13 protein-coding genes are annotated in these 21,067 nt (G+C 58.1%); all 13 read right to left on the minus strand.

Annotation, left to right across the window (positions count from 1 at the left end):
- Positions 1-108: 108 nt before the first annotated feature.
- The 13 genes from guaA to J3350_RS00985 all read right to left on the minus strand — a co-directional run bounded on the left by guaA (position 109) and on the right by J3350_RS00985 (position 21,065).
- Complete coding sequence (guaA, locus tag J3350_RS00925) at positions 109-1,656, minus strand: glutamine-hydrolyzing GMP synthase (protein ID WP_097792474.1); 1,548 nt, start codon at positions 1,654-1,656, stop codon at positions 109-111.
- Positions 1,657-1,753: 97 nt separating this feature from the next.
- Positions 1,754-2,383, minus strand: a complete 630-nt coding sequence (locus J3350_RS00930; RefSeq protein ID WP_207685385.1) for a GyrI-like domain-containing protein — start codon at positions 2,381-2,383, stop codon at positions 1,754-1,756.
- Positions 2,384-2,590: 207 nt separating this feature from the next.
- Complete coding sequence (gene tuf / locus J3350_RS00935; RefSeq protein WP_097792476.1) at positions 2,591-3,796, minus strand: elongation factor Tu; 1,206 nt, start codon at positions 3,794-3,796, stop codon at positions 2,591-2,593.
- A gap of 172 nt (positions 3,797-3,968) precedes the next feature.
- On the minus strand, positions 3,969-6,095 hold the full coding sequence (gene fusA / locus J3350_RS00940; RefSeq protein ID WP_118551986.1) for an elongation factor G: 2,127 nt from the start codon (positions 6,093-6,095) through the stop codon (positions 3,969-3,971).
- A 24-nt stretch (positions 6,096-6,119) separates the two neighbouring features.
- Positions 6,120-6,590 carry a 30S ribosomal protein S7 gene (gene rpsG, locus J3350_RS00945; RefSeq protein ID WP_005930552.1) on the minus strand — a complete coding sequence of 157 codons (471 nt, stop codon included), beginning with the start codon at positions 6,588-6,590 and terminating at the stop codon, positions 6,120-6,122.
- A gap of 159 nt (positions 6,591-6,749) precedes the next feature.
- Complete coding sequence (gene rpsL, locus J3350_RS00950; RefSeq protein ID WP_005940205.1) at positions 6,750-7,178, minus strand: 30S ribosomal protein S12; 429 nt, start codon at positions 7,176-7,178, stop codon at positions 6,750-6,752.
- A gap of 310 nt (positions 7,179-7,488) precedes the next feature.
- On the minus strand, positions 7,489-11,064 hold the full coding sequence (rpoC, locus tag J3350_RS00955; protein ID WP_097792478.1) for a DNA-directed RNA polymerase subunit beta': 3,576 nt from the start codon (positions 11,062-11,064) through the stop codon (positions 7,489-7,491).
- 124 nt (positions 11,065-11,188) lie between these two features.
- Positions 11,189-15,016: a DNA-directed RNA polymerase subunit beta gene (locus J3350_RS00960; protein WP_118551982.1), complete on the minus strand. Its 3,828-nt coding sequence runs from the start codon at positions 15,014-15,016 to the stop codon at positions 11,189-11,191.
- 435 nt (positions 15,017-15,451) lie between these two features.
- Positions 15,452-16,222 (minus strand): class I SAM-dependent methyltransferase, encoded by a 771-nt coding sequence (locus J3350_RS00965; protein WP_242700070.1) that lies wholly within the window; start codon positions 16,220-16,222, stop codon positions 15,452-15,454.
- Positions 16,135-17,025 (minus strand): Rpn family recombination-promoting nuclease/putative transposase, encoded by an 891-nt coding sequence (locus tag J3350_RS00970; protein ID WP_207685387.1) that lies wholly within the window; start codon positions 17,023-17,025, stop codon positions 16,135-16,137. Before J3350_RS00970 ends, J3350_RS00965 begins: the two co-directional genes overlap by 88 nt.
- A gap of 120 nt (positions 17,026-17,145) precedes the next feature.
- Positions 17,146-18,222 (minus strand): RNA polymerase sigma factor RpoD, encoded by a 1,077-nt coding sequence (gene rpoD, locus J3350_RS00975; protein ID WP_223381734.1) that lies wholly within the window; start codon positions 18,220-18,222, stop codon positions 17,146-17,148.
- 43 nt (positions 18,223-18,265) lie between these two features.
- Positions 18,266-20,044, minus strand: coding sequence for a DNA primase (dnaG, locus tag J3350_RS00980; protein ID WP_207685388.1), 1,779 nt, complete (start codon positions 20,042-20,044; stop codon positions 18,266-18,268).
- 22 nt (positions 20,045-20,066) lie between these two features.
- On the minus strand, positions 20,067-21,065 hold the full coding sequence (locus J3350_RS00985) for a deoxyguanosinetriphosphate triphosphohydrolase (RefSeq protein WP_207685389.1): 999 nt from the start codon (positions 21,063-21,065) through the stop codon (positions 20,067-20,069).
- Positions 21,066-21,067 lie beyond the last annotated feature (2 nt).

The following is a 21,067-nucleotide window of genomic DNA, read 5'->3' on the forward strand; positions in this document are numbered from 1 at the left end:
TTCATGTCTCTCTTTATGAATAATCGTCTGATAGTATCAAAGCAGTATCAGAGCACCTTTTGGTTCTCAAAATATCGCATTGTATCAATACTTTTCAGGTTTTGCAGATTACTCGAGCTCGATCGTGGCGGGCGGCTTACCGGTGCAATCGTAGAACACGCGGTTGACATGCTTGACCTCATTCACGATGCGGCTGGTGACAGTGCCCAGGACATCCCAGGGCATGTTATAGCTTTCAGCGGTCATGAAATCCGTGGTGGTGACAGCGCGCAGAGCCACAGCGTAGTCATACGTGCGCTCGTCACCCATAACACCGACGCTGCGCATGTTGGTCAGAGCTGCGTAATACTGGTTGATCTCCTTGTCCAGACCAGCCTTCGCGATCTCCTCACGCCAGATGGCGTCTGCGTCCTGCACGATGGCGACCTTTTCGGGGGTCACTTCGCCGATGATGCGGATGCCCAGACCGGGGCCGGGGAACGGCTGACGGCTGACCAGATACTCCGGCAGGCCCAGCTCACGGCCGACCTGACGGACCTCATCCTTGAACAGGTTGCGCAGAGGCTCGACCAGTTCCTTGAAGTCCACCGTGTCGGGCAGGCCGCCGACATTGTGGTGGCTCTTGATGACGGTGGACTCGCCGCCCAAACCGCTCTCGACAACGTCGGGATAGATGGTGCCCTGTGCCAGGAAATCCACCTTGCCGATCTTCTTGGCCTCTTCCTCGAAGACACGGATGAACTCCTCGCCGATGATCTTGCGCTTGCGCTCCGGCTCGGTAACGCCTGCCAGCTTGCCAAAGTAACGCTCACGGGCATCCACACAGACGAAGTTGATGTCAAAGTTGGGGTTGCCGGGGCCGAAGACGGCGCAGACCTCTTCCTTTTCGTTCTTGCGGAGCAGGCCGTGATCCACGAAAACGCAGGTCAGCTGCTTGCCGACCGCCTTGGCCAGCATAGCTGCCAGGACCGAGGAATCCACGCCGCCGGACAGAGCGCACAGCACCTTGCCGTCTCCGATCTCTTCCCGCAGGGCCTTGACGTTGTTCTCCACGAAAGAGTCCATCTTCCAGTCGCCCGTGCAGCCGCAGACATTGTACACAAAGTTGTGCAGCATCTTCTTGCCCTCGGCGGTGTGCAGGACTTCCGGATGGAACTGGACGGCATACAGGCCCTTCTCTGCATTTTCCGCAGCGGCCACCGGGCAGTTCACCGTGTGCGCCGTGATCCGGAAGTCGGGTGCTGCCTGCTCAATGTAGTCGTTGTGACTCATCCAGCAGATGGTGGAGGGCTGAACATCCGCAAACATCTTGCTGGAATTGTCCACGAAGACCTCCGTTTTGCCGTATTCACGCTCCGGTGCACGGCAGACATGACCGCCCAGCAGGTGCATCATCAGCTGGCTGCCGTAGCAGATGCCCAGGATGGGCACACCCCAGTTGAAGATCTCCGGGTCGATCGTCGGGGAATCCTCCAGATAGACGCTGTTGGGGCCGCCGGTGAAGATGATGCCCTTCGGGTTCTTGGCCTTGATCAGTGCCAGATCCGTCTTGTAGGAATAGATTTCACAGTAGACATTGTTCTCGCGGACGCGGCGGGCGATCAGCTGGTTGTACTGGCCGCCGAAATCCAGAACGATCACGGTTTCGTGCTGCATGATATTCTCCTCCCTGTTGCAGGTGTGCTTTTATAGATAAGAACAGTATAGCACATTTCACAACCAAAATCGACATCTTTTGTGGATTTGACCGGATTTATTTTTTTCGAATTGGGTGCCGCAGGACTGTCTTGCACTTTTCCGGAGCCGTGCGGCGAGGGTCGGAAAGATAGATCTCATGGTGGCGTCGGGCTGCAAAGTCAACCTCATATCCCTGCACCTCCGCAAAGGCGTCCATCTGGCGCAGTGTTTCCGGCTCACTGTCGTATGGACCAAGGTGCAGACACTGAACACAAAGCCCCTCGTCATAATGGAAGAATTCCGCCTTCGAGAAATCCTTCCGTTTTTTGGCGGTCGCTTCCTGCACAGCCCAGTCAAACTCAGCTTTCGTCACGAACTCCGGCAGGCGGATCATCGACGTCCACTCGAATGTCTCCTTATGGGCATAATCGACCCCATCAACGCCCGCCTGATGCCACAGGCCTTCCAGCGGCGGAACGACATATTCGAAGTAACCGTCGATCTTGTGACTTCCCTTATAGCTCATCTTGATGGTGAATGCAATGCCGTACAGCAGCTCCATCGCTGCCTGGTATTCGCCATCCGGCTCATTGGGGTCCCCTTTCCCCTGCACCGCCACAAAATTCATGGGCGGGATGGTCACAAGCGTTGGTTGCTTCGGTGGCAGGTAAAATTCCTTGTATTCTTTCTTATAATCAAAGGCCATCGTTTACACCCTCCGGAGATTTATTCTGTTTCAAGTGTATCACAACAACCAAAATTTGTAAAGCCGATCTTTATCAAAACGAAAAAGCCCTTCTGTGACAGGCGCAGAAGGGCTGGTATAAACAAAAAGAGCGTTCCCACTCTCCGGAATGGGGACGCTCTTTGTAAGTTTAACCTTATGCCTTAGAACAGGCGCGAAGGGTCAAAATCACTCAATGATCTTGCCGACAACGCCAGAACCAACGGTACGGCCACCCTCACGGATAGCGAAACGCAGGCCCTCTTCCATAGCAACGGGGGTCAGCAGCTCAACGTGCATCATGACGTTATCGCCAGGCATGCACATCTCGGTGCCTTCCGGCAGGGTGATGATGCCGGTCACGTCGGTGGTACGGAAGTAGAACTGAGGACGATAGTTGGAGAAGAACGGGGTGTGACGGCCGCCTTCGTCCTTGGTCAGAACGTAGACCTGAGCCTCGAAGACCTTGTGGGGATGGACAGTGCCGGGCTTAGCCAGAACCTGGCCACGCTCGATCTGGGTACGGTCAACACCACGCAGCAGAGCGCCGATGTTATCGCCAGCCTCAGCGAAGTCCAGAGACTTACGGAACATCTCCAGACCGGTGATGGTGGTGTTCAGGCGATCGGGCTTGATGCCGACGATCTCCATAGCGTCGCCAACCTTGGCAACACCACGCTCAACACGACCGGTAGCAACGGTACCACGGCCGGAAATGGTCATGACATCCTCGATGGGCATCAGGAAAGGCTTGTCCTCCTCACGATCGGGGTTGGGGATGTAGGAGTCAACAGCGTCCATCAGCTCCTTGATGCAAGCATACTCGGGTGCATCAGGATCCTTGGAGGTGGACTCCAGAGCCTTCAGAGCGGAGCCACGGATGATGGGGGTGTCGTCGCCGGGGAAGTCGTACTCGTTCAGCAGCTCGCGGATCTCCATCTCGACCAGATCCAGCAGCTCCTCGTCGTCGACCATATCGCACTTGTTCATGAAGACAACGATATAGGGCACGCCGACCTGACGAGCCAGCAGGATGTGCTCACGGGTCTGGGGCATGGGACCATCGGTAGCAGCAACGACCAGAATAGCGCCGTCCATCTGAGCAGCACCAGTGATCATGTTCTTAACGTAGTCAGCATGGCCCGGGCAGTCAACGTGAGCATAGTGACGAGCGTCGGTCTGATACTCAACGTGAGCGGAGTTGATCGTGATACCACGAGCACGCTCTTCGGGAGCCTTATCGATGTTGGCATAGTCCATGAAGTCTGCGTCGCCCTTCAGTGCCAGATACTTGGTGATAGCGGCGGTCAGAGTGGTCTTGCCGTGGTCAACGTGACCGATGGTGCCGATGTTAACATGCGGCTTAGAACGGTCAAATTTTGCCTTTTCAGCCATTGGAATATCCTCCCTTTATAATCGGATTGAATTTGGTTACAACAGTCCTGCAAACACAGAATTGCATTGCAAAACTATTCTACTAGATTCAGCCTGTAAAATCAAGTGTTTTTACAGGAAATTTTGCCGGAGCTACACCACCCCGGCAAAATTCTCTTTTAATTTAAGGCAATCAAGCCTTGGTACGGCCAGCAATGATCTGGTCGGCAATGTTCTTGGGCACCGGCTCGTAGTGAGACGGCTCCATGACATACTGACCACGGCCCTGCGTCTTGGAACGCAGGTCGGTTGCGTAGCCGAACATCTGAGCCAGAGGAACGAAAGCGTTAACACGCTGCGTGCCTGCCATTGCCTCCATGCCCTGAATCTGGCCGCGGCGAGCATTCAGGTCGCCGATGACATCGCCCAGATACTCATCGGGAACGATGACAGCAACCTTCATGATGGGCTCGGTGATGATGGGGTCAGCCTTGCGCATAGCGTCCTTGAAGGCCATAGAACCTGCGATGGAGAAGGCCATTTCAGAGGAGTCGACCTCATGATAAGAACCATCCCACAGGGTGACCTTGACGTCAACGACAGGATAACCAGCCAGAACACCAGCCTTCATAGCACCCTGGATACCGTTGTCGATAGCCGGGATGTATTCCTTCGGGATCGCGCCGCCAACGATGGCGTTGACGAACTCGTAACCCTTGCCGGGCTCGTTGGGCTCGATCTTGATCTTGACGTGACCATACTGGCCCTTACCACCGGACTGACGAGCGTACTTGGTCTCCTGGTTGGCCTCCTTGCGGATGGTCTCACGGTAAGCGACCTGAGGTGCGCCGACGTTTGCCTCGACCTTGAACTCACGCAGCAGACGGTCGACGATGATCTCCAGATGGAGCTCGCCCATGCCTGCGATGATGGTCTGGCCAGTCTCTTCGTCCGTGTAGGTCTTGAAGGTGGGGTCCTCTTCGGCCAGCTTTGCCAGCGCGATGCCCATCTTCTCGTTGCCAGCCTTGGTCTTCGGCTCAATGGCAACGCGGATAACGGGCTCAGGGAACTTCATGGACTCCAGAATGATGGGATGATTCTCATCACACAGAGTATCACCAGTGGTGGTGTTCTTCAGACCGACAACGGCAGCGATATCACCTGCATAGCAGCAGTCGATATCTTTGCGGTGGTTGGAGTGCATCTGCAGGATGCGGCCCATGCGCTCCTTGCTGTCCTTCACGGAGTTGTAGACAGTGGTACCTGCCTCAACCTTACCGGAGTAAACACGGAAGTATGCCAGCTTACCGACGAACGGGTCGGTAGCGATCTTGAAGGCCAGAGCAGCAAACGGAGCGTCATCAGAAGAAGGACGAGTCTCCTGCTCTTCGGTCTCAGGATTCACACCCTTGATGTCCTCGACATCGGTAGGAGCGGGCATGTAGTCCACGATCGCGTCCAGCAGCTTCTGAACGCCGCGGTTCTTGTAGGAAGAACCACAGACCACGGGCACCAGAGTGTTGGCGATGGTCTCCTTGCGGATCGCAGCCTTCAGCTCTTCACGCGTGATCTCCTCACCCTCCAGATACTTTTCCATCAGGACTTCGTCGTTCTCGGCAACAGCCTCGACCAGGATGTTGCGATACTCCTCAGCCTGTTCGACCATATCTTCGGGGATGGGCTCGGTACGCATATCATTGCCCATGTCGTCGTAGTAGACCTCAGCGTTCATATCGACCAGGTCAACGATACCACGGAAGGTATCCTCCTGACCGATGGGCAGCTGGATGGCCACGCCATTGGCGTGCAGACGATCATGCAGCATCTTGATGCAGCGGAAGAAGTCAGCACCCATGGTATCCATCTTGTTGACGTACACCATACGGGGGACTTTGTACTCATCAGCCTGACGCCAGACGGTCTCAGACTGAGGCTCGACACCGCCCTTAGCAGCCAGAACGGTCACAGAACCGTCCAGAACGCGCAGGGAACGCTGGACCTCAACGGTGAAGTCCACGTGGCCCGGAGTGTCGATAATGTTGATGCGGTGACGGTTCTTCTTGAACGCGACCGGATCCTTCTGGGTCTCGGAGTGAGACCAGTAGCAGGTGGTAGCAGCAGAAGTAATGGTGATACCACGCTCCTGCTCCTGAACCATCCAGTCCATGGTGGCGCCGCCATCGTGGACCTCACCGATCTTGTGGTTGATACCGGTGTAGTACAGGATACGCTCGGTAGTGGTCGTCTTGCCGGCATCGATATGGGCCATAATGCCGATATTTCTCGTCATCTGAAGAGAAACTTCTCTGGGAGTAGCCATGAAATTAACCTCCTACAGAACAGATCAATAACGGAAATGAGCGAAAGCCTTGTTGGCCTCGGCCATCTTGTGGGTGTCCTCGCGCTTCTTCACGGCGTTACCAGTGTTGTTGGCAGCATCCATGATCTCAGCAGCCAGACGCTGGGCCATGGTCTTCTCACCACGGCTGCGGCTGTAAGCGGTCAACCAACGCAGGCCCAGGGTCTCGCGGCGGGCGGGGCTGACTTCCAGAGGAACCTGGTAGTTGGCACCACCGACGCGGCGGGTCTTGCACTCGAGGCTGGGCATGATGTTCTCCATCGCCTTCTCGAAAGTTTCCAGAGGATCGTTGCCGGTTTTCTCCTGGATCATGGAGAAAGCCTCGTAAACGATCTTCTGAGCGACGCCCTTCTTGCCATCCAGCATCACGCTGTTGACCAGACGGGTGACCATCTTGGAATTGTAAATAGGATCAGCTAAGACATCGCGCTTAGCAATGTTACCTCTTCTAGGCATCTTTCTTCCCTCCTTCACAGAATGATATCATCGGTACTCGAAAGTAATAAAACTCCCGTTGTGTCACAAAGAGCTGACCTTACATAAACCGTTACCCTCCGCAGTTGCGGACTTGTTATTTATATAATGGAAAGCCGTTTATGGCGGTTCGTTCCTTAATTACTTCTTCGCAGCACCGGCCTTAGGACGCTTCGCGCCGTACTTGGAGCGGGCCTGGTTACGGCCTGCCACACCCTGAGTATCCAGGGTACCACGGATGATGTGGTAACGCACACCGGGCAGGTCCTTAACACGGCCGCCACGGATCAGCACGACGGAGTGCTCCTGCAGGTTATGGCCGATACCGGGAATGTAAGAGGTGACCTCAATACCATTCGTGAGGCGGACACGAGCAACCTTACGCAGAGCAGAGTTAGGCTTCTTCGGGGTCATGGTACGAACAGCGGTGCAGACACCACGCTTCTGGGGGCTGTTCAGATCAGAATACTGTTTCTTCTGAGAATTGTAGCTCTTCAGCAGTGCGGGAGCGGTGCTCTTGGTAGCCAGAACCTGACGGCCTTTGCGTACAAGCTGGTTAAAAGTAGGCATTTTGTTTCTCCTTTCTTAATGATGAACATCGGACAGTTTCCGACTTTTTTGCCGCACTTTCCCTTCAGGGACGCGCAACAGTTATATAATACTCGTTTTGATTTGGAATGTCAACAGTTTTTCCAGAAAAATTTGCAATTATTCTCTTCTCTTTCCGTTTTGCCACAATGCCCGGCTTTTTCTGCGTTCCTGTCCCCTGCCCAGCCTGCCGATGGCCGGAGCGGAACCGGCAAACGGCGCAAAAAGCCGCCCTGCGGGGCGATTTCCCACAGGGCGGCAATTGCAGTGCTTGAATTTCAGTTCCGGGCGCTTACTGCTCGTTTGCAGCAGCCATCTCAGCAGCGACAGCCTCGTCGCGCTCTGCCTCACGGCGCTTCAGATCCTCGCGGACCTCCGGGAGACCGGTACCGGCCGGGATCAGCTTACCGATGATGACGTTCTCCTTCAGGCCGGCCAGCGGGTCGACCTTGCCCTTGATGGCAGCTTCGGTCAGGACACGGGTGGTCTCCTGGAAGGAAGCGGCGGACAGGAAGGACTCATTGGCCAGAGCAGCCTTGGTGATGCCGAGCAGCACCTGCTGATACTCGACCAGCTTGATACCCTCTTCGCCTGCATCGATGCGCTTCTGGAGCTCGGCGTTGATGTTCTCCACTTCGAGGCGGTTGGCCAGTGCGCCGCCGATCAGGTCGGAGGAACCGGAGTCGGTCACGCGGACCTTGCGGCACATCTGACGGACGATGACTTCGATATGCTTATCGTTGATCTCAACGCCCTGCAGACGGTAGACCTTCTGGACCTCGCTGATGAGGTAGTTCTGGACGTCCTCCAGACCCTTGATGGCCAGAATATCCTGCGGATACAGAACACCTTCGCGGGTGATGATGTCGCCCTTCTCCACACGGTCGCCGGGCATGACACGTGCATGCTGGGTGAACGGGATGGAGTAGCTCTTGACGACCTCTGCGCCCGTCTCATCGTGGCCGGTGACCTTGATGACGACGTTCTTCTTGGTGTCGTCCTGCGAGACGACGCCGGAGATCTCGCTCATGATGGCCATGCTCTTGGGGCGGCGGCTCTCGAACAGCTCCTCAACACGGGGAAGACCCTGGGTAATATCTTCTGCCGATGCGATACCGCCGGTATGGAAGGTACGCATGGTCAGCTGGGTGCCGGGCTCGCCGATGGACTCTGCTGCAATGACGCCGATGGACTCGCCCAGCTGGACGGGCTCACCGTTGGCCATATCGCTGCCGTAGCAGTGTGCGCAGACGCCCACCTTGGCGCGGCAGGTCAGCAGGCTGCGGATCTTCAGCTTGGTGATGCCGGCTGCCTCGATGTCGTTGGCATCGTACAGGTCGATCATCTTGCCTTCGGGCACGATGACGTCGCCGGTGACGGGGTTGACCACGTCGCCCACAGCGTAACGGCCGATGATACGCTCACGGAAGCTCTCGATCTTCTCCTTGCCCTCGTGGATTTCAGAGACCCACAGGCCATCGCTGGTGCCGCAATCGATCTCGCGGACGATGACCTCCTGAGAGACATCGACCATTCGACGGGTCAGGTAGCCGGAGTCCGCCGTACGCAGAGCGGTATCGGCCAGACCCTTACGGGCACCACGGGCAGAAACGAAATATTCCAGAATGTTCAGACCTTCACGGTAGTTGGCACGAATGGGCATCTCGATGGTCTTACCGGCGGTGTTTGCCAGCAGGCCGCGCATGCCGGCCAGCTGCTTGATCTGGTTCATAGAACCACGCGCACCGGAATCTGCCATCATGAAGATCTCGTTGTCCTTGGGCAGGTTTGCTGCCAGCGCCTTGGAGACCTTATCGGTCGTTGCCTGCCAGATGTTGATGGTCTGGGTGTAGCGCTCGTTCTCAGAGATCAGGCCGCGGTTGAACAGCTTGTTGACCTGAGAGACCTGCTTGTCTGCATCGGCGATCAGCTCGTCCTTCTGGGGCGGGATGACGGCGTCGCAGACTGCGACGGAGATGGCAGACAGCGTGGAGTACTTGTAGCCCTGTGCCTTGATGGCATCCAGCATCTTGGCGCAGGTGCGGGTGCCGTTGCGGGTCATGCAGCGGGAGATGATGTCGGGCAGGGTCTTCTTGGTCACGCGGAAGCTGACCTCATACTCCAGCCAGTGCTCCGGATCGGTACGGTCGATATAACCGAGGTTCTGGGGCACCGGGGTGTTGAAGATGATGCGGCCGACGGTCGCATCGACCAGACCGGTGTGCTCGACACCGTCGATGGTCATGGTACGACGGACCTTGATGGGAGCGTGCAGGGTGACGACATGCTCAGCGTATGCCATCAGTGCCTCGTTCTCATCGCGGAAGATCTTGCCTGCACCCTCTTCGTTCTCGCGAACGGTGGTCAGGTAGTAGCTGCCCAGGATCATATCCTGCGTCGGGACGGTAACAGGAGCGCCGTCCGAAGGCTTCAGCAGGTTGCCGGAAGCCAGCATCAGCATCTTGGCCTCGCGGCAGGCATCCTCGCCCAGGGGCAGATGGACTGCCATCTGGTCGCCGTCGAAGTCGGCGTTGAATGCGGTACATGCCAGCGGGTGCAGCTTGATGGCACGGCCCTCGACCAGCACCGGGTTGAAGGCCTGGATGCCCAGACGGTGCAGGGTCGGTGCACGGTTCAGCAGGACCGGGTGGCCCTTGATGACGGTCTCCAGGCTGTCCCAGACTTCGGGCTTGGCGCGCTCGACCATCTTGCGGGCGGACTTGATGTTGTTGGCAACACCCTTCTCCACCAGATCCTTCATCACGAAGGGCTTGAACAGCTCCAGAGCCATCTCCTTGGGCAGACCGCACTGGTCCATCTTCAGCTCAGGGCCGACGACGATGACCGAACGGCCGGAGTAGTCGACACGCTTGCCCAGCAGGTTCTGGCGGAAGCGGCCCTGCTTGCCCTTCAGCAGATCGGAAAGGCTCTTCAGGGCGCGGTTGTTGGGGCCGGTGACCGGACGGCCGCGGCGGCCGTTGTCGATCAGGCTGTCCACTGCTTCCTGCAGCATCCGCTTCTCGTTGCGCACGATGATGTCCGGCGCACCCAGCTCCAGCAGGCGGCGCAGACGGTTGTTGCGGTTGATGACGCGGCGGTACAGATCGTTCAGGTCAGACGTCGCAAAGCGGCCGCCGTCCAGCTGGACCATGGGGCGCAGGTCCGGGGGCAGAACGGGCAGAACGTCCATGACCATCCACTCCGGGCGGTTGCCGGAGATGCGGAAGGCCTCGACGACCTCCAGACGCTTCAGGATGCGGACCTTCTTCTGGCCGGAGGACTTCTCGACCTCGGCGGTCAGCTCAGCGCTCAGCTGATCCAGATCGATCTCCTTCAGGAGCTCCTGGATGGCCTCAGCACCCATGGATGCCTCAAACTCGTCACCGTAGCGCTCGCGCATCTCGCGGTACTCTTTCTCGGTCAGCAGCTGCTTCTTTTCCAGCGGGGTCAGACCGGGATCGGTGACGATATAGCTTGCAAAGTAGAGGACCTTCTCCAGCAGGCGGGGGCTGATGTCCAGCATCAGGCCGATGCGGCTGGGGATGCCCTTGAAGTACCAGATGTGGCTGACAGGGGCTGCCAGCTCGATGTGGCCCATGCGCTCACGGCGGACCTTTGCCTTGGTGACCTCGACGCCGCAGCGGTCGCAGATCTTGCCCTTGTAGCGGATGCGCTTGTACTTGCCGCAGTGGCACTCCCAGTCCTTGGTGGGTCCAAAGATGCGCTCACAGTACAGGCCGTCGCGCTCCGGCTTCAGGGTGCGGTAGTTGATGGTCTCAGGCTTTTTGACCTCACCGTAGCTCCAGTTGCGGATCTGCTCCGGAGAGGCAAGGCCGATCTTAATGGAATCGAAAACGTTGTTTTCCATGAAACGAACCCTTTCTTAATCTCTCGTTGTTTCGATGATGGCAGGCGACCCAAATCCGCTGCTCTCCCCCGCCCTTGCGGCGGCAGCACGCGCACCGCTGCGGGGGCGGCAGCTTGTCCGGGATTTAGTCGTCCAAATTCACTTCGTCGGAGGAGGACTCTGCGGGAGCAGAATTGTCATCGTCCAGCACGGAAGGATCATCGAAACCTGCGTCGGCGTCCTTGATGGTGTAATCGTTCAGCAGCTCGTTCTCGTTCGTCACGGTCTCGGAACCTGCAACGTCACGCATATCGAAGCCGGTCTCTTCGTCGTCGAAGTTCTGGCGCATGTCGATCTCGTTGCCGTCCTTGTCCTGGACCACGACGTCCATACCCAGGGACTGCAGCTCCTTCAGCATAACGCGGAAGGACTCCGGGATACCCGGCTGCGGGATGGGCTCGCCCTTGACGATGGCCTCGTAGGTCTTGACACGGCCCTCGACGTCGTCCGACTTCACGGTCAGGATCTCCTGCAGGGTGTAGGCGGCACCGTATGCTTCCAGTGCCCAGACCTCCATCTCGCCGAAACGCTGGCCGCCGAACTGGGCCTTGCCGCCCAGAGGCTGCTGGGTGACCAGAGAGTACGGGCCGGTGGAACGGGCATGGATCTTATCATCGACCAGGTGATGCAGCTTCAGGTAGTACATATAACCGACGGTGACGCGGTTGTCAAACTTCTCACCGGTGCGGCCGTCGTAAACGGTGGTCTTGCCGTCGCGGTCAAGCTCGATCTTGGAGAAGTCGATGATGTGACCCTTCTCGCCCATGATCTTGGGGAGCTTGGTGGGATAAGCCGGGGCGTTCTCGCCGTGCCACAGCTCACGCGCGGTATCGAAGGTATCGCCGATGTCGTTCTCACGAGCGGAGTCGAAGACGGGGGTCATGACCTTGATGCCGCATGCCTTGGCAGCGTAGCCCAGGTTGACTTCCAGCACCTGACCGATGTTCATACGGGAAGGAACGCCCAGGGGGTTCAGCACGATGTCCAGCGGGGTGCCGTCGGGCAGGTAGGGCATATCCTCCTGCGGCAGGATGCGGGAAACGACACCCTTGTTGCCGTGACGGCCTGCCATCTTATCGCCGACGCTGATCTTGCGCTTCTGTGCGATGTAGCAGCGGACGACCTCGCGGACGCCGGGCTGCAGCTCATCGCTGTTCTCCGGGGTGAAGACCTTGACGTCCACGATGATGCCGTACTCGCCGTGGGGCACACGGAGAGAGGTATCACGGACTTCGCGGGCCTTTTCGCCGAAGATGGCGCGGAGCAGGCGCTCCTCAGCGGTCAGCTCGGTCTCGCCCTTCGGGGTGACCTTGCCGACCAGGATATCGCCGCTCTTGACCTCGGCACCCACGCGGATGATGCCGCGCTCGTCCAGATCTTTCAGGGCATCCTCCGAAACGTTGGGGATGTCGCGGGTGATCTCTTCGGGTCCCAGCTTGGTATCGCGGGACTCGGTCTCATATTCCTCGATGTGGATGGAAGTGTAAACGTCCTCACGGACGATCTTTTCGTTCAGCAGGACGGCGTCCTCGTAGTTGTAGCCCTCCCAGGTCATGAAGCCGATCAGAGCGTTCTTGCCCAGAGAGATCTCGCCGTTGCGCATTGCGGGGCCGTCGGCCAGGACCTGGCCTGCCTTGACGGACTCGCCCACCTCGACGATGGGACGCTGGTTGATGCAGGTGCCTGCGTTGGAGCGGGCGAACTTGATCAGCGAGTAGTTGTCCAGGGTGCCCTGCTCATTGCGGACGACCACATGGTCTGCGTCCATCTTCTCGACGACGCCGTCGTTCTTTGCCAGAACGGCGGTGCCGGAGTCGGTGGCGGCCTTGTACTCCATGCCGGTGGCCACGATGGGCTGCTGGGTGACCATCAGAGGCACAGCCTGGCGCTGCATGTTGGAACCCATCAGCGCACGGTTGCAGTCATCGTTCTCCAGGAAGGGGATGCAGGCGGTCGCGACAGAGACCATCATACGGGGCGAGACGTCCATGTAATCGACCTTCTCAGCATCGATTTCCAGAATGTCGTCGCGGCGGCGGGCAGAAACGCGGGGACGGATGAAGTGCTTGCCCTCGTCCAGCGGCTCGTTGGCCTGGGCGACGACGTATTCGTCCTCGACGTCAGCGGTCATATACTCGACCTCATCGGTAACGACCTGATCGATCAGACGGCCGTTTTCGTCGTAGGTCTTCTTGACCTTGCGGTACGGAGCCTCAACGAAGCCGTACTCGTTGATCTTGGCATAGGATGCCAGATAGGAGATCAGACCGATGTTCGGGCCTTCGGGCGTCTCGATGGGGCACATACGGCCGTAGTGGCTGTAGTGAACGTCACGGACTTCGAAGCCTGCGCGGTCACGGCTCAGACCGCCGGGGCCCAGAGCAGACAGACGGCGCTTGTGAGTCAGTTCCGCCAGAGGGTTGTTCTGGTCCATGAACTGAGACAGCGGAGAAGAACCGAAGAACTCCTTGATGGCGGCGACGACCGGGCGGATGTTGATGAGGGCCTGCGGCGTGATGACGCTCTGGTCCTGGCTCTGCAGGGTCATGCGCTCACGGATGACGCGCTCCATGCGGGAGAAGCCGATGCGGAACTGGTTCTGCAGCAGCTCACCGACGCTGCGGATGCGGCGGTTGCCCAGGTGGTCGATATCATCGGTGGTGCCCACGCCGTGGCCCAGACCGTTCAGGTAGTTGATGGAGGACAGGATGTCCTTCACAGTGACGGTGCGGCCGATCAGCTGGTCGTGGTTGCGGCGGAGCATTTCCTTCTGCTCCTCCACATCGGAGGTGGTGTCGAGGATCTTCTTGATCTCATCGAAGGAGCAGCGCTCGTTGATGCCGCACTCCTTGACGTCAAAGGAGAAGAAGCCCTGTGCATCCACACAGCCGTTGGTGATGACCTTGACCTTCTTGCCCTCGATGAGCAGGACGACGGTATCGACACCGGCGTTGTCGGCCTTTTCGGCCAGCTCGCGGCTGATCTTGCCGTTGGCTTCCACGATGACCTCACCGGTCAGCGGGGCAACGATGTTCTCTGCGGCCACAAAGCCGGTGATGCGGCGGGCCAGAGAGAGCTTCTTGTTCATCTTGTAGCGGCCGAAGCGGGACAGATCGTAACGGCGCGGGTCAAAGAACAACATGTTGATCTGGCTGGTAGCGGACTCCACCGTGGGAGGCTCGCCGGGGCGCAGCTTGCGGTAGACCTCCAGCAGGCCCTCTTCCTGGTTCTTGGTGGTATCCTTCTCCAGCGTAGCGAGGATGCGCTCATCATCGCCGAAGAAGTTCAGGATATCCTCATTGGTGGACAGACCCAGTGCACGGCACAGCACGGTGACGGGCAGCTTGCGGTTCTTATCGATACGAACGTAGAAGACGTTCGCTGCATCGGTCTCGTACTCCAGCCATGCACCACGGTTGGGGTTCATAGTAGCGCTGTACAGATCGTTGCCGACCTTATCTTTGGCATCTCCGTAGAATACGCCGGGAGAACGGACCAGCTGGCTGACGATCGCACGTTCTGCGCCGTTGATGACGAAGGTGCCGGCATCGGTCATCAGGGGGAAGTCTCCCATGAAGATCTCCTGATCCTTGACCTCGCCGGTCTCCTTGTTCAGCAGACGGGCCGTCACGCGCAGGGGGGCAGCGTAGGTCACGTCGCGCTCCTTGCACTCCTTGATGCTGTACTTCGGCTCCTTATCCAGCCGGAAGTCCACGAAGCTCAGTGCCAGATTGCCGGTGTAGTCCTCAATGGTGCCGATGTCGTGGAAGACCTCTTTCAGGCCCTCGTCCAGGAACCACTGGTAAGAGTTCTTCTGGACCTCGATCAGGTTCGGCATACTGATGACTTCGTCGATGTGGGAGAAGCTCATGCGCTCGGTTTTGCCGAGCTTGACGGGCTTGACTTTCATCATAAAATCAACCACTCCTTACTTTTATACTCTACGGATGTTGCGTTCTACGGGTCAAATTTGAGCAGACGCACATAAATCGACCCGTATCCTCAGAGGAAGTTCGGCGTTTTTCACAAACTTTTCGTGCCCGCCCCTTGGGCTGACCGAACCGAAGCTCCCTTTTTGGCGCACTAGGCCATTATGTGATACTAATGTAGTATACACCGGGAAAGCCCTGTTGTCAAGCCATTTTTTCCATTTCGGGCCGATTTTTTTGTCAAGCCCCCGCTTTTGTGGCACACCCGGTTCCGTGTCCACTTTGTGCGTTTTTGGTATTGCTTTTTGAGTTTTGCACGTTCTCACCAAAAACACCCTTGTGCATTTTGTACAGGTTTGCTCTTGTGTTTTGGGCAAAGGAAAAGCACCCCGGTCAACCGGAGTGCTTCGCGCTTATTTTCATAGTTCCAATCGGACCAGCAAACCCTCCTGAAGAGATTCAACATAAAATGCTTTTGCTGTCTCTCCAAATTCAGCCGTTTCTTCGGCGCTGTATGGATGGAACACCATCCCCTTCCATTTTCCCTCCGTGAACTGATAGTCGCCTTCTTCGGTCACCGTATGCGGTTCCTTTTGATACTCTTCATCCAGCCCATCAAGGGTCAACAGGATGATCCCGCCGGGTTTCGTGATACGGCACAATTCCCGGACCGCCTGTTTTGCTTCTTCCTTTGGGATGTGGTCCAGCACATCTCTGCAAACAACAGCATCAAACTCGTTGTCAGGATATCCCGTTTTCAGCACGCTGGCCGCTCTCAGCTCTGCGGTCAGCCCGCTTTTTTCTAAAAGGTCCTCCGCAATTTCGACCGCTCTGCCGGAAACATCAAAGCCCTTTACCGTGAACCCCTGCTGAGCCAATCTCCGCACATACGCGCCGCATCCACAGCCAGCATCACAAACGGTCTGCGCCTTTCTGCTCTTCAGCGTTTCTAGGATAGGGTCCGCCTGTTCTTTCCGCTCCGCATACTCCATTAAACGCTTTTCGTCGATTCTCTGCCAAAAACTTTCCCAAAAGTCTGTGTGCATATTTGTTTCCCCTTCTACCAAAAGAGGCATCGGTTTTTCTCCGATGCCTTTTTTGTTTATAACGTGATCTTCAGTTCTTCCATCAATTTCTGGCGATAGGCCCGGTCCTCTGTCGCGCGGCGGATGTCCTCCATCCGTCCGCATTCCAGAAGTTTCTTGACAAGGAGTGCAAACAGCTCTTCTCCCTGCTGGGTCCCGCGTTGCATTCCAATTTCGATTCCTTTATCGACTCCTCGATTCTCAACACGCTCCAGAACTTCACACATATTCTGCGGACCTCCTTCCTGTTGGTCATTGCATACATCTTCAAAACGATGGTCGCCCGTCATCGCACTCAGCAGCTGCAATGTCTCCTGCACATGCTTCATGGTCTGCGCACTGGGCGTATAATCATCTTTTTCGCGTTTCTGCACAAAGTAATCTACCACAATGCGGAAATCACTTTGAAACAATTCGACCTGTTCTTGGGTGAGATAAGCGATTTCAAACAGATTGATTTTATAGTCGTTGACAAACGGCCGGAATTTTTCCGGGATATTCACACGTTCCAGAAGCGATATCGGCTGATTCCAATGCTTTTTATATCCAAAGTACAATACCAGCGTCACAACGGGATAGCGTGCACCTGTTTCTTTTTCCAAAAGCTGTGCTCTGTACTCCGCGCCATCATAGCCGATCACACGAAGCGGCATATCCGGGTCAACGCCTGTCTGATTTTCTACGCCGATGCAGGCCAATCGTATCTGCTCTTTTTTCCAGCGTTTGGCTACATCCCGCTCGATTTCATGAACTTTTCCATCTGCCTTATAGTATGACCGCGGTGCCTGTTCTTCCAGTTCCTCCGGTTTCAGCACTTCTTCACCGTGAAACAGCAGCACATTCACAATATCCGAAAAAACGTCATTGTATGCTTCCAGAATTTTTTCTGTTGTATCTTTCTCTGCCATTTTTTCACCTGGCCTTTTTATGCGATGGATTCCGTTCCTGCATTTTTATTTTATCATGAAATCGCAATTTCTTCAATAGTACAGCTGCACCCAGTTTCCCGGAATATAGCTGTTTCCTTCTTATTCCAGATAATCCCGCAGCCGTTTGGCCCGGCTGGGATGGCGGAGCTTGCGGAGAGCTTTTGCCTCGATCTGGCGGATGCGCTCCCGCGTGACATTGAACTCCTTCCCCAGCTCTTCCAGAGTGCGGGGCCGGCCGTCGTCGAGGCCGAAGCGGAGCGTGATCACCCGCTCTTCGCGGGGCGTCAGACTCTTGAGCACACTCATCAGCTCCCGGCGGAGCAGCTGGCGGCCCGCTTCATCCACCGGAATCCCGGCTTCCTCATCCTGAATGAAATCTTCGAGGTGGGCGTCTTCTTCCTCGCCCACCGGCGTTTCCAGACTGACCGGCTCCTGCGCCAGCTGCAGCAGTTCCCGCACCCGGTCCGGCTCCATCTCCAGCCGGACGGCGATCTCCTCCGCCGTGGGCTCGCGGCCATTCTTCCGCAGCAGCTCCCCTGCCGTCTTCCGGACCCGGTTGATGTGCTCCACCAGATGCACCGGGATGCGGATGGTCCGCCCCTGGTCGGCAATGGCACGGGTGATGGACTGCCGGATCCACCATGTCGCGTAGGTGGAGAACTTGAAGCCCCTGTCCGGCTCAAACTTCTCCGCCGCCTTCATCAGGCCGAGGTTGCCCTCCTGGATGAGGTCGAGGAAGGGCAGCCCCCTGCCCGCGTAGCGCTTGGCCACCGAGACCACCAGCCGCAGGTTCGCCTCGCTGAGGCGTCGGCGGGCGTCCGCATCCCCTGCTCTGGCGGCGCGGGCAAGCGTCTGTTCCTCTTCTGCCGAGAGGAGCGGCACCTGCCCGATCTCCTTCAGATAGGCTTTCACCGGGTCGTCCAGCGCCACGCCCTCGGCAGAAAGCTCATGTTCCAGTCGGCCGATCTGGGCTTCGTCCAGCAGCGGGAGGTCGGCGTCCTCTTCCTCCACCCGGATGCCGCGGGCCTCCAGCGCCTCATACAGCGCGTCCAGCCCGGCGACATCGTACTCCTGCTCTTCCATGGCGCGGCTGACCTGCTCCGGCGTCAGAAGGTGGTGCCGGGCACGGCTCGCCAAAATCTTTGCAAGTTCTTCCGTCTGCGACAATTTCCGCATGATTCCTTCTCCTTCCAGCTCCAGCCGGGAGGAAAGGGAGCGCTCAGTCTTCTGCAGGGAGAGTTCCCTGTTTCTTTTCTCGCATCGACTGGAGATACTGCTCTAAGTCTTCATTGGACATCTGGGCCGCCTTCTTCGCGATCGGGGTGCCGCGGGCGATGCGTTCCAGATAAAAGTTGATATCCTCGGTGGTACAGTTGACATCGCTGTATTGTGCCGCAAGGCGGCTCAGTTCATTCAGGGCCTCTTCGCTCTGCACAAAGCCGCGCAGGGTGGAAAGGCTGACCTCGATGCCCTGCGCCTGGCAGTCCAGCATGGCCTGATACAGCTCCTTCTGCTGGGGCAGGAGGAACTTTTCCGCCGGCAGTGCGGCCCGCACCCTGGGGATGTAGCTGGGCTCCCGCAGCAGTGCCGCCAGCAGCCGCTGCTCTGCCGAGGCCACGCCCAGCGCCTGCGAGCCGCCTGCGCTGTAAGGAACATTGATCTGATCCATCTCACCGGAGTGCAGGCGGGAGCGGTTCTCCTCCCGCCGTCGCTTGCTGCCCGCTTTTTTGACGGCGGTGCCCAGCTGGGTCAGGATGGCGGTCTTGGAGATGTTCGTCTCCTCGGCCAGCCGCCCGGCGTAGACCTCCTGTTCGGTGGGGTTGGAGCGCTCGGCCAACAGATCCACGGCATCGCGGATGTATTCGAGCCGCTGGGCGTCCTGGGTCAGGTCGTATTGATCCCGCAGGCGCTTGAGCCGGAAATCCAGCGCGTTGCCTACGCCGTCCAGCAGGGTGCGGAAGCGGTCTGCACCATAGCGCTTGATGTACTCGTCCGGGTCCTTTGCGCCGGGGATCTGAAGCACCCCCACCCGCACCGTGCTGTTCCGGAACAGTTCCAGCGAGCGGAGGGTGGCTTTCTGGCCCGCCTCATCGGAGTCGTAACTCAGGATGACCTCATCGGCGTACTCGCTGATGAGCCGCACCTGCTCCGGCGTCAGGGCCGTGCCGCAGGCGCAGACGGCGGTGTCGATGCCCGCCTGCTGCATACTGATGACGTCCATATAGCCCTCGCAGAGGACGAACCGGCGGGACGCACTCTTTTTGGCGATCTGCAGCGCGAACACCGTCTCGGATTTGTGGTAGACCAGCGTTTCGGGGCTGTTGACGTATTTGGGCTTGGAGTCATCCAGCACACGCCCGCCAAACGCGATGATGTTGCCGCGCAGGTCGAAGATGGGGGTCATGACCCGCTTCCAGAACAAACAGTAGATGCGCCCGGAAGCGCTGCGCTTGAACAGGCCGCTGGCGTCCAGCTCCTGCTGGTTGTAGCCCTTATCCCGCAGGAACTGATAGAGGGCCTGCCCATCGTTGGGGGCATAGCCGAGGCCGAACCGCACGATGGTCTTGTCGTCCAGCCCGCGGCGGCGCCAGTAGGCGCGGGCCTGCCGGGCCTCCTCGACGGTCGAATTCAGGCAGGCGTGGAAGAAGCGGGCCGCTTCGCGGTTCATCGAGAGGATGCGGCTGCGCATCCGCCCGGTCTTGTCGTCCTCCTGCGGCTCCGGCATCCCGGCGCGGGCTGCCAGCATCTTGACGGCCTCGCCGTAGTCGATGCTGTTGATCTTTTTGGCGAAGCTGATGGCATCGCCGCCCGCCCCGCAGCCAAAGCAATAAAAGCTCTGGGTGTCCGGGTAGACGTAGAACGAGGGGGTCTTCTCGCTGTGGAACGGACACAGGCCGCCATAGAGGCGGCCCTTCCGTTTCAGCTGCACATAGCTGCCCACCAGATCGACGATGTCGGTGCGGCGGTTCAGCTCTTCAATGTACTCGTGTGGGATCATGGCTCTTTTTTCCTGCTTCCTTTTATAACACGTGCCACTTGCGGGGCACGAACACATCCTCAAAGGTCCGGATGGCGAACTCGTCGCTCATGCCGCTGATGTAATCGGTCACGGCGCGGTCACGGCCCTCCTGATAGGCCAGCTGCAAATAGAAGTTGGACATCTGGTCGATGTGGTTCAGGTAGTATTCGTACAGTTCCGTGAGGACCTTTTCCACTTTCTGCTCTTCGCGCTTGGCGGTGCGGTCGTTGTAGACATTGGCATACATGAAATCCTTCAGCGCAAGGAAGGCTTCCTCTTCCTCCGCGCCCATGGCCACATCGCCGTCGCTGTGGGCGAGGATGCTCTGGATCATGGTCGTGATGCGCTGGGATTTCGTTTCGCCCAGCACGGCGGTGCATTCTCTGGGCAGGATCGCCGGGTCCAGCACCCCGGCACGGACGGCATCTTCGATGTCGTGGTTGACGAACGCGATCTGGTCCGCCATCCGGACGATGCGGCCCTCCGGGGTCGCCGCCCAGGTGCCTTTGGTGTGGGTGATGATGCCGTTCCGCACTTCCCAGGTCAGGTTGAGGCCCCGGCCGTTCTGTTCCAGCTTGTCCACCACCCGCAGGCTCTGGCGGTAATGCTTGAAGCCATCCGGACAGAGCTTGTCCAGTGCGCTCTCCCCTGCGTGGCCAAAGGGCGTGTGGCCCAGGTCATGCGCCAGGCTGATGGCCTCGGTCAGGTCTTCGTTCAGGCGCAGGGCGCGGGCGATGGTGCGGGCGATCTGCGCCACCTCCAGCGTGTGGGTCAGCCGGGTGCGGTAGAGGTCGCCCTCCGGCGAGAGGAAGACCTGCGTTTTCTGCTTGAGGCGGCGGAACGCCTTGCAGTGGATCACGCGGTCCCGGTCGCGCTGGAACACCGGGCGGATGGGGTCCTGCGGCTCCGGCCGGGCCCGGCCCCGGCTTGCATCGCTGAAGGTCGCCCAGGGGGCAAAGGTCAGCCGCTCGATCTCTTCGGTACGCTGGCGTACATCCATCC

The sequence above is a fragment of the Faecalibacterium sp. Marseille-Q3530 genome (genome assembly GCF_017377625.1).
GTDB classification, from domain to species: domain Bacteria; phylum Bacillota; class Clostridia; order Oscillospirales; family Ruminococcaceae; genus Faecalibacterium; species Faecalibacterium prausnitzii_E.